The organism is uncultured Maribacter sp., assembly GCF_963975365.1.
Classification (GTDB): Bacteria; Bacteroidota; Bacteroidia; order Flavobacteriales; family Flavobacteriaceae; genus Maribacter.
Window position 1 is genome coordinate 53,151 of sequence record NZ_CAXBGF010000005.1, and the last position, 12,508, is coordinate 65,658.

At 35.2% G+C, this 12,508-nt stretch carries 14 protein-coding genes and 1 pseudogene; 3 read left to right on the forward strand and 12 right to left on the reverse strand.

Going from position 1 to position 12,508, the window contains the following annotated elements; all coding sequences use genetic code 11:
- Nucleotides 1-164: 164 nt before the first annotated feature.
- The 10 genes and pseudogenes from AACZ49_RS07820 to AACZ49_RS07865 form a co-directional block, all read right to left on the reverse strand.
- Nucleotides 165-1,133 (reverse strand): annotated as a pseudogene (locus tag AACZ49_RS07820) (HaeIII family restriction endonuclease).
- A gap of 72 nt (nucleotides 1,134-1,205) precedes the next feature.
- Complete coding sequence (locus AACZ49_RS07825; RefSeq protein ID WP_339653195.1) at nucleotides 1,206-1,712, reverse strand: Hachiman antiphage defense system protein HamA; 507 nt, start codon at nucleotides 1,710-1,712, stop codon at nucleotides 1,206-1,208.
- Nucleotides 1,709-1,942, reverse strand: a complete 234-nt coding sequence (locus AACZ49_RS07830) for a hypothetical protein (RefSeq protein WP_339653197.1) — start codon at nucleotides 1,940-1,942, stop codon at nucleotides 1,709-1,711. The genes AACZ49_RS07825 and AACZ49_RS07830 overlap by 4 nt, the downstream gene beginning before the upstream one ends.
- Nucleotides 1,942-2,508 (reverse strand): DNA cytosine methyltransferase, encoded by a 567-nt coding sequence (locus AACZ49_RS07835; protein WP_339653198.1) that lies wholly within the window; start codon nucleotides 2,506-2,508, stop codon nucleotides 1,942-1,944. The genes AACZ49_RS07830 and AACZ49_RS07835 overlap by 1 nt, the downstream gene beginning before the upstream one ends.
- A 4-nt stretch (nucleotides 2,509-2,512) precedes the next feature.
- A complete protein-coding gene (locus tag AACZ49_RS07840; protein ID WP_339653199.1) occupies nucleotides 2,513-2,833 on the reverse strand; it encodes a helix-turn-helix transcriptional regulator in 321 nt (106 codons plus the stop codon).
- A gap of 404 nt (nucleotides 2,834-3,237) precedes the next feature.
- On the reverse strand, nucleotides 3,238-3,810 hold the full coding sequence (locus AACZ49_RS07845) for a hypothetical protein (RefSeq protein WP_339653201.1): 573 nt from the start codon (nucleotides 3,808-3,810) through the stop codon (nucleotides 3,238-3,240).
- 438 nt (nucleotides 3,811-4,248) lie between these two features.
- Entirely contained in the window at nucleotides 4,249-4,731 is a 483-nt protein-coding gene (locus AACZ49_RS07850) for a DUF2975 domain-containing protein (protein WP_339653203.1), read from the reverse strand.
- Between the two features lie 162 nt (nucleotides 4,732-4,893).
- On the reverse strand, nucleotides 4,894-6,375 hold the full coding sequence (locus AACZ49_RS07855; protein ID WP_339653484.1) for a serine hydrolase: 1,482 nt from the start codon (nucleotides 6,373-6,375) through the stop codon (nucleotides 4,894-4,896).
- Nucleotides 6,375-7,058, reverse strand: coding sequence for a helix-turn-helix domain-containing protein (locus AACZ49_RS07860; protein ID WP_339653205.1), 684 nt, complete (start codon nucleotides 7,056-7,058; stop codon nucleotides 6,375-6,377). The genes AACZ49_RS07855 and AACZ49_RS07860 overlap by 1 nt, the downstream gene beginning before the upstream one ends.
- Nucleotides 7,059-7,141: 83 nt before the next feature.
- Nucleotides 7,142-8,266: a DUF6544 family protein gene (locus tag AACZ49_RS07865; RefSeq protein WP_339653206.1), complete on the reverse strand. Its 1,125-nt coding sequence runs from the start codon at nucleotides 8,264-8,266 to the stop codon at nucleotides 7,142-7,144.
- A 614-nt stretch (nucleotides 8,267-8,880) separates the two neighbouring features.
- Here AACZ49_RS07865 and AACZ49_RS07870 point away from each other — a divergent pair.
- The gene (locus AACZ49_RS07870) at nucleotides 8,881-9,258 is read left to right on the forward strand and encodes a GTPase (protein ID WP_339653207.1); all 378 of its coding nucleotides are present in this window, start codon (nucleotides 8,881-8,883) and stop codon (nucleotides 9,256-9,258) included.
- Between the two features lie 227 nt (nucleotides 9,259-9,485).
- On the opposite strand, the gene yihA is transcribed toward AACZ49_RS07870, so the two are convergent.
- Both yihA and AACZ49_RS07880 read right to left on the reverse strand, forming a co-directional pair.
- Nucleotides 9,486-10,103, reverse strand: coding sequence for a ribosome biogenesis GTP-binding protein YihA/YsxC (yihA, locus tag AACZ49_RS07875; RefSeq protein ID WP_339653209.1), 618 nt, complete (start codon nucleotides 10,101-10,103; stop codon nucleotides 9,486-9,488).
- A 12-nt stretch (nucleotides 10,104-10,115) separates the two neighbouring features.
- Nucleotides 10,116-10,880 (reverse strand): alpha/beta hydrolase, encoded by a 765-nt coding sequence (locus AACZ49_RS07880; RefSeq protein WP_339653211.1) that lies wholly within the window; start codon nucleotides 10,878-10,880, stop codon nucleotides 10,116-10,118.
- Between the two features lie 261 nt (nucleotides 10,881-11,141).
- Between AACZ49_RS07880 and AACZ49_RS07885 the strand changes: the two genes are divergently transcribed.
- Nucleotides 11,142-11,615, forward strand: a complete 474-nt coding sequence (locus tag AACZ49_RS07885; RefSeq protein WP_339653212.1) for a division/cell wall cluster transcriptional repressor MraZ — start codon at nucleotides 11,142-11,144, stop codon at nucleotides 11,613-11,615.
- A complete protein-coding gene (rsmH, locus tag AACZ49_RS07890) occupies nucleotides 11,605-12,507 on the forward strand; it encodes a 16S rRNA (cytosine(1402)-N(4))-methyltransferase RsmH (protein WP_339653213.1) in 903 nt (300 codons plus the stop codon). The genes AACZ49_RS07885 and rsmH overlap by 11 nt, the downstream gene beginning before the upstream one ends.
- Nucleotide 12,508: the final 1 nt, after the last annotated feature.

A 12,508-nucleotide genomic window follows, 5' to 3' on the forward strand; every position in this document is an offset into this window, starting at 1 on the left:
GCCCTTTAAGTTTAACACAAACGCCCTGTGTTTTTTATACATTTTTAGATGCTGGCTTTTCTTTACGCAAACTTGCTAGCGTTGGCAAGACATTCTCTTTTCCAATTTTTGGCTTGTATTTTGGCTGAAGTGAATTGTAAATGTGTATGGCTTTTAGTGTTGGCTTATTCGTTCACAAATATGTGATTTGTAAACAAAGTATGTGGTGCACTCACTAAATTAATATCAAACTTCAAAGAAGGCTCAACCCTCGAACTTGCGTTATGAATTCTAAAAGATATTTGCCAACCTTCGTTTAATGAAACCAATAATGTTGTTGTCGAATTTTCTTGGTAAACAATTTCGATTAATCTTGTCGGTAATTTTAGTTTAGGAATCTTCGCTTTTGGTTTTATCTTCTCGAAAGGTAAATTCAAAGTTCCGTATAAATTATATGCCTGAATCTCAACTTTCTTTTTGCCTTTAATTACTTTGTAAAAATCTTGATTGCCAATCAAATATTGAACTAAATTTTCTGCAACAATACTTGGATTTTCTTTGTCCAAACGAAGTAGTTCTTTTCTAAAAGCATCCAAAATTGGTAAATACACAACTTGGTGCATATTATCGATTGAAGTCCATTTCGTTGATTTATCTTTAGCTCTCAAATCGGCGAGCATATCAAATATTGGATTGATTTCTTTAAAATAGTTATCCGAACAAGAAACTCCTAACCACTTTTCTCCAAAGTTGATTTTGTTAGATAATCTTGAATGTTTAACTGCTCTATGATTATTTTTTGCAGAAATTCCAATCTCCCATTTTTGTAATGAGCGAATCATTAAAACGTCTCATACATCTCCAGTTTGTCCAGCTTGGTCGCTTACTAATTCCAAGACTAAAATATCATCTTCGCTAATTCCATTTGACAATCTAGGTTCAATGTCAATGAGGAAATTAATTGAGGCACTTGCTGTTATTCTAAAAGTTTCTTGTTCAGATTCGCTGAAACTATCAAAAAAGCCTTTATCTGTATTATAAGGTTCGTTTTTTGTAATAGAAACGCTAGTGAATGTTTTTAAACGTTCGTGAAATTCAAAGACTAAAGCATACTCGAAAGCTTTACCATTAATAGTTTTTTTGGGCGTTACCACAAGGGTCGGGCTATCCGCTACGAGTCCTCGCTCGTACCTCGCTGTGGGCTTTCCACTTCTATCCCTAACGCATTAGTAACCTACTAATAAAATTCCTTTTAATGGAAGATGTAATCTACTTGATATATAAAGTGTTTCTAAAAAAGTATAAATCTTTTTGAAATCATCAGAACCACGATAATCATTTCTTACAGCAATCACTAAATATTCAACTTCAAACATCATACAGGCTTGAAAGATATCTTTAAGGAACTGATTATTATCAACAGCTCTTCCAGCTTCAACTTCAATTACAATCTTTCCATCCTTACTTAAAGCATCAGCATTAAAACTTTTATCTATTTCATTATCATATCCAAAGAGAACAGGAACGTGAATTTTATCATTTTTAGATTTTCCAGTTTCTAAAAAATAATCAATTGCTTCAAGATGTGGTCTTAATTTTTCAAGAACTGCATTACTGTTCAATTTAAGATTGTCTGAACTTATATCCGTATCAACTGTCTTGAAACAATTAATTACAGCTTTGACGTCTTCTGTAATTCCGTGTGAACGAGGAAAGAATTGGTATCGAATCATATTTCAGAAAGAATTTTATTCACTATTTCATTTTCTTGAAAGCATAATACATTTTCTTCAACAAAATAAAATATATTTTCATCAATTAATCTAGCTTCTTCAGAAACATAACTTCCTTCAAGATTCAATAAACTTTCATTTAATTGAACTGTACTGATTGTTCTTTCGCCAAAAGGCATATTTATTATTACTGAAGGAAATTCTTTTCCATTAAAACTTATTGTTTCCATTATGCTGCTATTTTTTGTTCGAGTGTAACTTTCTGTTTTAATGATTGGGGAAATTCAAATTCAAAATCGAGGTCTTCTCTTATACCGACAAAAAAGACTCTTTTTCTGTCTTGTGGAACATCAAAATCTGATGCGTTTAATAATTTGAAGGATAATTTATAACCCGCATTTTTAAACATCTCTTTGATGTTTTTTAAAGCCTCGCTATGTCTTTCCAATAACATTCCACTAACATTTTCTGCAAGAAAGAACTTTGGTTGTTTCGACTCTAATATGCGAATAAAGTCATAAAACAATTGTCCTCTTTTGTCATTTATTCCACGCAAGGAACCGGCCTCACTCCAACTCTGGCAAGGTGGACCCCCAATAATTCCATCACATTCTGGAACTTCGTTAGATTTTATATCTACAATACTTCTTCTATCTAGAGTTGTGTTTTTGTGGTTCTTCTCGTAAGTTTCCCAAATGTCTTTGTCATATTCGTTTGCCCAAACAACATTGAATCCTGCTTTTTCAAATCCTAAATCCAATCCGCCAGCTCCAGCGAAAAATGATACTACATTCATATATTTATTGTGTTTGAAGTGATTTATTAAGTGTTCTACGATACTCTGCTTTCTCTTCCGCAACTTGTAAAAGTTGTTTAGTACAATTTGTTTCGTAAATATGTTTTCCTATTTGGTCGGTCACATATTCATTTCGTAATTCTTTAAGATTGAGTTTGAAGATTTTGGCAAGTTTTGGTAAACGTTTTTCATCGAAGTCTCGTTTTCCGTTCTCGATTTTACTCAAGTTTGCAGAGTCTAAATTCAGTTTGGCCGCAAGTTGAGTTAAAGTCAATTCGTTTTCGTTTCGTAAAAGTCGGATGTATTCTCCAAATGTGGTTTTCATAAGACTTGTCATTTTTTGACAAATTTAATTTATATTTTTGGTAAAACCAATAAAGCGGTGGCAAAAAAAACAGCTCTTTTATTTTTTAAGCTGTGGAAGAAGCGGTTGAAAAAAAATGAATGTGCTGTTTGCGCGTTGGCGTTTTTAGAACAAAGTTTAATGATTTGCACGATTTCCCGAATTACAGGTAACGGTTAGTATATGCGTAGTTGCTGACGATAGGAAGCAATTATCGCATATACAGTGTGTGTGCCCAGTCTGGGCATCTTTACCTTATAGCAATATAAGGATTTATTTAGAGGTTGCAAGTCCCTTATGCGCTGGAGTAAAGTCCATCAGCGTCAACTTTGTTAATTCTCATGTATTTTGATAATATTGTTAAGCCTTTTTTAAGTAGTCTATGATTAAATCCCAGTTCGAACTAAAAATTTGTATTTGCCAGTACTATAAAATCCAAGCTTGTCAATGATGTAAACATTAAAACTATCTCCCAGATCTTTGTTAATTACCTGTATTTCATAATTACTCCATAACTTGCTATTGCTTGCTGGTATGCTTGGTATTACACTTTCAAAATCTTTTCTGAATAACTCTTCTTTATCTTCTGAGTCTTTAATTATTATTGAGATATGTTCCATGTTTGCTGCATCTATAGTAGGTCTTTTAATAAGTATGTGGATATTCCCGCCAATCGCAACTTCTTTACTCGCATTTATTAGTCTATCTAGTTTTTCCTGTAACCACATTTCTTTTCCTGCTGTTCTTCTCAGGTTTTCAATCGATTGTTCTAAGGTTTCATAATATATATTGGTAATGGCTGAACCATTGTTTTTACCTTCTAATCTTGTTATTCGGTTTTGTTTGATTACTTTTTCTTTACCTATTTTCCATTTACCTTTTTGAAATTCAGCGTTATAGGTTTGAGAAAATAATGTTAGACTGGTAAAAATCATAAATATTGCAGTAATCGTTTTCATTTTGATGCTCGGTTTAGATTTTTTTTTAATGTTGCCTAACGTACGTATAAACGTACCATGGTACGTTTATTTCTCAATGTAGCACGTACAACGTACCCCCTAAGTTACCACTAAAGAATAAACCTACAACTTGTAGTGTAACTATACTTACGGGTTTCCGTAAAATGCTATAAATGATGTATAGATTGGTTGTGGTTAAGTGAAAATTTACCAATTAAAGAGATTATACTACGTATATTAAATGTAAAAGGCTAGGATCTAGCATTCTTAATTACAGATGAGTTTCAAAAAAACGATACCAGTACATTTGGGCATGCTTTACCTAATTTATGCTACTTAGTAGAAACAACGCATGATGTAGTGGTGTTGGTAAAACAGTGAAATTAAATGGCTTTGAGACCGTAGAAGAGTTGATTGTTGCGGTTCAGGGTTTCGTCTTCAGTTAGAAAGGTCATTTTCAGCTTTCTTAGCGACGACATGCTGTACGATCATTTCAAATACATTCGCAGTGGTGGCGATAATAATAGCAACAAAGACAGTTAAAGCACAAATGGCAAGAAAACCCGCAGGATCGTCATCTAGATTGTGGGATAATCTGATATATAGCCCTGCCATAATAATCAAAATGCTGAGTACGATTGCACAATACTTTATACGCCTTAAGTTTTTAATAGCACTTGATGAAAATACCCTTTGCTGCCCAATGTAGTTGAGCAACATAAATGCGTTGTAGAGGATAACAAAAAAAGCGATGGATGCAACGTATACATACAAGATAAATGGGTCAAAGTAAATACTGAACACGTCTAAATTTGTGGCTCTACCTTCGGTCAATGGAGTCCAAATTAATAGGGTAAGCGTCACAATACCGATAAGCACAATGACCGCCTGCAGAAATACTATTGAAATTCTTTTCATCATGATCTTACGAAATATAGATGATGTCTAAATTTTTAATGAAGGTATGACTTTATCTTAATGAGCGAATGTACATGATCCACATTTTAATGGTTCGTGGTTATGTTTCAGTATTCAGAATTCAGTAGGCAGTTTCAGTATATAGTGTCGGCGAGCAGCTTGTTTTTATTCAGCTGTTTCAATCTCAATTATTTCTTTGCCTTGCGCACCCAAGTAATGTGCTATTATTTTCTCGTACACTTTATACCCATCATCTACATTGGTAAAGATGAGTAATCCTTTTTTTGTTTTCGGAAATATAAAAACGATGGTTTGTACACCTTTGTCGGCTCCGCCGTGTGATAGGGCATAATCGCCATTTTTAAAATCATAAATTTCAAATCCGAGTCCGAAATGTTTTCCATTTTTGGTGGCCACTTGGTGCGTAACCATATCATCGAAAACCTTTTTAGAAAGTGCACCACCATTCATTACACTTACTAAAAAATTACCATAATCTTCAATAGTTGTCATTAAATCATCTGCACCATTTGGCGTTTTTTGTTTTAGGATTTCATAGCTTTTTCCTTTAGCATCATACCCAATTGCAAAACGTGATTCGTCTAGCGTATCGCTCCATGTAAAGTGCGTATCGCTCATGTTCAAAGGCTCGAAGATGAGTTCATTGGCCAATTGGTCTAAAGAGGTATTGAATTTATGTTCCAAAGCTTTTCGTAAATATTCAAGACCCTCGCCCGAATATTGATATTGGGTGCCGGGCTCGAATTGAAAATTTAATTTGTTCGATGTATTCATATACCTCCAATTGGGAAATCCTGATCGATGGCTTAAAATATGTCGTGTCGTAAGTTTTTTGCTTCTAGGGTCAGCCGCTACATCTGGGTCGGTAAAATAGGTGTAAACGGGCTCATCTAAGTCCCACTTTCCTGCGCTTACTAATTTTAAGGTAACCATTGCGGTTACCGGTTTTGTTAAAGAGGCTACATTAAAAATGGTGTTATAGGGTGCGGTAACACCACTTTTAAGTTCACCAAAAACTTTTATGTGTTTAAGGCTGCCATTTTCAATTATGCCAAGACCTAGGGTGGGTACGTTATTTTCTTTTAGCCATGCTTCAATTTCGGTGTCATTTTCAAAAATTGAATTTTCTGGTTTTTGCAATTCGTAGGCTTCATGCCCATAACTTAATGAAGTTCCTAATTTCCATTGGTTATTTTCTAGCACCCATACATTTGAGAATTTGGCAATACCGGGTTGGCTTTCTTTGCTTTCGTAAAATAAATGTTCGCCATTATGAATGGCGCCATACAAAACCCCATTTTTATACAGTGGAAAAATTTCTGTTTTCTTTTTGACCAAATACCGTTTTACCTGTCGCGTTTCGGGATTTTTACATAATCCGTTTTTTAGGTCGTAAAGAAATTTGGCTTTGTCGGAGACACCGTCCTTATCGTGATAAAATTTCAAATTTTCACTTAACAGGTGTTCAAATTGTGCAATGTCACACTGATTAAAACCTACATTAAATAGTAAGCTGTCGTTTAAAATTATGGTGTTATAGAGTGCTGAGTTTTTGTTAAGCTGTGCAATGCTTTTTGCACTAAAAATGATAGAGATAGTAAGGTAAAGGATGATTTTTTTGGACATCATGAATTTCGTTTTGCGATAAATGATTTTTTTTGAGCAAAGGTTAAAAACTCATTTACTTTATGCTGAAAATCTGCTCGACAATACCCCGACAATAACCCGACAACTTTTATATCATATTGAAATTCAGCTGGTAATACAGTTTTTTTGTTTCGGTCTATTTCTATTGCATTTCGTAGGATAATAAAAATATTGGATAAAACAATTAGTAGTATAAGGATCATGGTGAATTTATTTCCAAGTTTTAAAAAGATACCGAGCATAAAAACTATTGGTGCTATAATGGTCCAAAGTAGTTGTAATGAAATAAGCTGTTTGGTAAACCTATTTTTTTGTTTTAGGGTGAGCATTAAAACAAAAGGAACGATGATATTTAGTGGAGGAATAATGATAAATGGAATTGAAGAGAGGTTTATCAATTTTAGTAAAGAATAGTTGATTAAAGCCACTTCTTTGGTTTCTTCTTTGGGAGTTGAAATTTCAGGTTGTTCTTGCATAGGCTCTTTATGCAGTAATTCATTTTCCTCTATTTCTAATGCCTTTGCTAAAACTCGGCGTGTATAGCCTTTGGGTTCTTTTCCTGTTTCAATTCGTTGTATGGTTCTTGCTGAAACACCCGATTTTTTTGATAACTCTTCTTGGGTTAAATTTTGCTGTTCTCGTAATACTTTTAATCTGGACATTTTACTTTTTTCTATTACCGCCTTCTGTTTTTGAATAAAACGTAGCGTGTAAAAAGATACTACATTTTGAGTTTGACGCAGCGCTATTTTTTATCTGTATGTTTAGTCGCAGGTATTTCTTCTACGTTATATTGTATATCCGTTATTTTTAATTTTAACCATGTCCATTTACCATTCTCCAATTTCCAACTTGCTTCGCATTCAACAGGTATTTTTATTCCATTACGTTCTTCTGTTTTTGTTGCAATGACAGTCCATTCAGTTGGTTTAATTGCATTTGAATCTTGATAACGCATGGCCACGAATTTTTCAAAATTCCCTTTTTCGTCAAAGTGGAATTCACCCGAACCTATTGTGCCGTTAAATTTCATTGTTGCTTTGGCCGAATAGTCATCTATAGCCTCCCACTTTATATATGAGCTTAGCGATGCTGAAGGAAACCAAACTATTTCTGCCAAGTATCTCTGCAAGGCTGCTTGGTCAATTTTTTCATGATTTTTAGCATTCGCAACTGTTATAAGAGAAAACAATTTAATGAGCATTTCGCCATTACCATTTTCAAATTTGTCACGACCTGTAACTTTAAAAAGCGAGTTCATTTGGGTAGTAATACTCCAGTTAAACGCAGGCGGGTTTACGGTAGTGTATTGTTCGGCTTTACCTATATACCATTCTGTTTGTTCGGGTTTCATTTTTAACTGTAAATCCTGAACTAAATGCATGTTAGAAGTAAACTGTTTGCCAAGAACTCCGCTATTTACCAGCCATTTTTGTACAATTTCAGGTAAGTCGAACAATGCTTCTTTCGTAACAATTTTTTGGTTGGTAAGTGGTGTGTTTTCAAAAAGTGATATTCTTTCTTCTTTAATTTTATTCTTAAAACTGAAACTTGAATATGCCGCTAGTAGTGCCAAAAGGATAATTACGTTTGCTACGGTGCCAAATTTGGCATCGTTCCAAAAGATTATGATTAAAAATTGTGAACTAATTACAGCAATAATTCCGATTATCCACCAATAGTTAGATTGTGCAATGACTTGAACTGTTGTAATCGCAAATAAAACAAAGCCCAATAGCCAAGCAATACCGAATGTTTTGGAAATGGGTTGAGAAAGCCCATTAAAATCAGATATGCCAAATGCTTTTAAAAATCCGAATAAATGGATAATGCCGTGTATTCCAATTAATATGATTAAAGCTATTCGCATAGTTTTTTCTTCTGTACGTTAAGATAGGAAGATTACAGGGTTAAAGGGATATCGTTTACACCATATTTTTTTTGATTTACTGGTTTTGAATAACCCTCATTACAACTATCAATAGGCCTACAATGAAAATGGAAGTAAAAATAAGCTTGTTGTGTTTTGCTAACCAATTGGGAAGGAAAATATCAAAATTTTCCTTTTGAGAATCCGAATATTTGCGAGCAATTATGGTCAGGGGGCAAAACAATTTAAAGACTAGTAAAACAAAACCTTCTCCGATTATTAGTCCAATTCCAATCCAAGTGAACCTATTAATGCGATTAGTGATACCTGAATATAAAATGTAAAAAATTACAAAAACAAAAAAAGCCCAGATTAAAGTATGGATAAACTTTATAGCAAGAAGTTTGTTTGTTTGGTTCATGTGTTTTTAGTAAATAGGGTGTGCAACGTGCTGATATTATTGCCAATACGTATATTTCTGATGTCAGTTTGTAACGTATTTACTATTTTACAAGTTAAGAAAAACTTAGTATTTGTAGTTCAACAACAGTTACGGGATTCTTTAAAATACCCAAAGAATGTATGGTATCGGGTAGTTTTTCGACGAAATGGCTATGTCAAAGAAAATCCTCTTTATTTATAATGCAAATAGTGATACCGGTAACAAAATGCTAGATTTTGCCCATAAAATAATCAGTCCCTCAACATACGACTGCGCGCTATGTTCATTGACCTTCGGTAATTTTATCGAGAATACACAGTGGAAAATCTTTAGAGAAAGTCTATTGGCCAAAGGCTATAAACTTCAATTCTTACATAAAGATGAATTTCAAAAGAGCTATAAAAGCAAATTTGGATATGCATTTACCTATCCTATTATATTAGAAGAAACTGCGCATGATATAGAGGTGCTGGTGACAACCGAGAAATTGAATGGTTTTGAGAAGGTTGAGGAGTTGGTTGATTTTTTATCGTTGTCGGTTGTTGGTTGATAGAAAAATGTTAGTTCGAGTGTATTTCGAGGTGCGAGAAATTTGTATCGAGAACATTTTGTGTTCCAAACCTGTTCTCGACTACTATCGAACTGGTTATTGTACACTTTTGACTTTGAAGTAAAAGTGCTACGTATTTTATACTATGCAGACTATCGTTTAAAATTGTTCGCCGAAAATAAGAAAGGGAAGATCTGCCTATTGGTAGCTGAATACTTAACCAACAACTACTTCTTTGTTGCTTCGAAAAATTTCTCGTTGATATCGTCAATAAAGTTCAAAAGCTCATCGCGGCCGCTGCGGTGGCTGGCACTGGTGACGAAATGCTGTGGTGCTTCTTCCCACATATCGGCAGTTAACGTATCTAGATATGTTTTAACATCGCGTTCTATCGCCTTTGGTTTTAGCTTATCGGCTTTGGTGAAAATAATGGCAAATGGTATTCCGTTTTCACCTAGCCACTGCATAAACTCCATATCTATGGGTTGAGGCTCGTGGCGTATATCTACCAGAACAAAAGAACAGACTAGCTGCTCGCGTTGCAAAAAGTAATTGGTAATGTATTTCTGAAATGTTTTTTTATCACGTTTAGAAACACGTGCGTACCCATAACCAGGTAAATCGACCAAGAACCAATTCTCATTGATCTTAAAGTGGTTGATGAGTTGGGTCTTTCCAGGTCTACCCGATGTTTTCGCCAAACTCTTACGCTCGGTCAACATATTTATTAATGAAGATTTGCCCACATTAGAGCGACCAATAAAGGCATACTCAGGTATAGGCTCATTAGGGCATCGAGAAACATCAGAGTTGCTAATTACAAAGTCGGCCGACTTTATTTTCATCCGTAGGTAATTTTAAAAATTGTTTTTCGCTAACCAAGCATCAAGAATGTTGTTAAACTCGTCTGGGTGCTCCATCATAGGTGCGTGTCCACATTCATCTATCCAAAATAAATCTGAATTTGGTAAAAGTTCATCAAACAGTTCAGCCACATCTGGTGGGGTTACACTATCGTTCTTGCCCCATATGATACAGGTAGGCGTTTTCATTTTTGGTAAGTCTTGTGCCATATTATGACGTATGGCACTTTTAGCGATGGCCAAGGTCTTCACTAATTTTATGCGATCATTCACCGTAGCAAAAACTTCGTCTACGATCTCTTTGGTGGCAATTTCTGGATCATAAAAAACATCTTGTGCTTTCTTTTTAATGAACTCATAATCACCACGTTTGGGGTAACCATCACCCATAGCGCTTTCATAAAGTCCAGAACTGCCGGTAATGACCAAGGCCTTTACTTTTGCTGGATACATTTTGGTATATAGCAGACCAATATGGCCGCCTAAAGAGTTGCCTAAAAGGATAACATCGTCCAATTCTTTATACTCTATAAATTTTTTGAGGTACTTGGCAAAATTCTTTACCGTGGTTTGAAGCATCGGCATAGAATATAAGGGCAATTCGGGGATTAACACCTTATAACCTTTTGGTGGAAAATGGGAGGATACGCCCTGAAAATTACTAAGACCACCCATAAGACCATGAAGGATAATAATGGGTTTGCCTTCACCTACCTCTATGTATTTAAACGTACCGTCGTCAATTAAATCGTTTTCCATGCAAACTTCTCATCATAATTGCCCAAATATAGGTAATTACCGAGAATAGCAAACAACTCTTTTCGATAAGGTGCTCCTTGAAATGATAGGTATTTCGATTTTTCTAGAATTATGGCTCGAGTGGTAAAATTTGACCATAATAAACGCTTAGGGGGAAAAAGGTGTTCACAAGTGGGTTAATTTATTAACAAAGTGGATTTTAGTGGTAAAATGTGGTAATAATATTTATATATTTGAGTTATATAAATAAAACCAGTCATTTTGGACATTTATTTCTTTGGGACATTTAACTGTAAGGCAGACGCTAAAGGGCGTATTATGCTGCCTGTTGCCTTGCGCAATCAAGTGGCTCCGATACTGAAAGACGGTTTTTTTATTAAAAAATCATATCTGAGCGAATGTTTAGAGTTGTACCCGGCATACGAATGGCACGGAGTAATGGCAGAATTGAATGAAAAGAGCAGGTTCGATGAAGAGAACCTACAATTTATAAGAATGTATACGGCAGGTCTACGACAAGTAGAAGTAGATGCCACTGGAAGATTATTGATACCAAAGGATATTATTTCATTGGCGGGCATTTCTAAAGAAGTGGTTATTGCGCCAATAGGAAAGCGATTGGAGATTTGGGATAAAAAGGCATATGATAAATCGATCAGTGCAACGAAAGAGGAAAAGGTGAAGTTGGCCAAACGTGTAATGTTAGGGGAAAAATCTGAAGGAGATGTATCATAATCCGGTATTGCTTAAAGAATCGGTGGATGGCTTGGACATCAAAGAGAATGGAGTATATGTGGATGTGACATTTGGCGGAGGAGGACACTCTAAGGAAATATTGAAACGATTGGGTGCAGGGGGCAAATTGTTCGCCTTTGATCAAGATGAAGATGCGCAAGCAAATACGTTAGGTGATCCACGATTTACGTTGATAGCGGAAAATTTTAGATACATCGCCCAGTTTTTAAAGTTCTATGGCATTCGGAAAGTAGATGGAATATTGGCAGATTTCGGAGTTTCATCGCATCAGTTCGATCAGGCCGAAAGAGGGTTTTCTACCCGTTTCGATGCGGATCTAGATATGCGAATGAGCAAGCGTAATACACTTTCTGCCTATGAGGTGGTTAATAAATACGCGTATGACGATTTACGTAAAGTGTTGTTCGAGTATGGCGATATCAGAAACGCCAACGCTATGGCGAAAGTAATTGTAGCGGGTAGGGAAGTTGAGGAAATTAAAACTACCGATGCTTTAAAGCAAGCATTAAAGCAATTTTTGCCAGAACATAAGCAACATAAAATATTGGCGCAGATCTATCAGGCGATTCGTATAGAGGTGAATCAAGAGATTGAAGTGATCAAGGAGTTTTTGGGGCAAGTGCCAGAATTATTGAATCCGAAAGGGCGATTAAGTGTAATAAGTTACCACTCTTTAGAAGATAGATTGGTAAAACGATTTATACGAGCTGGACAGTTTGAAGGTGAGCCAGAGAAAGACTTTTATGGAAACATAGAAGTGCCGTTAAAGAAAGTTGGCGGATTGATAGTTCCGTCTCGAGAAGAAATAAAATTGAATAACAGAGCACGAAGTGCCAAATTAAGAATAGCAGAGCGCAATGACGAAAAATAAA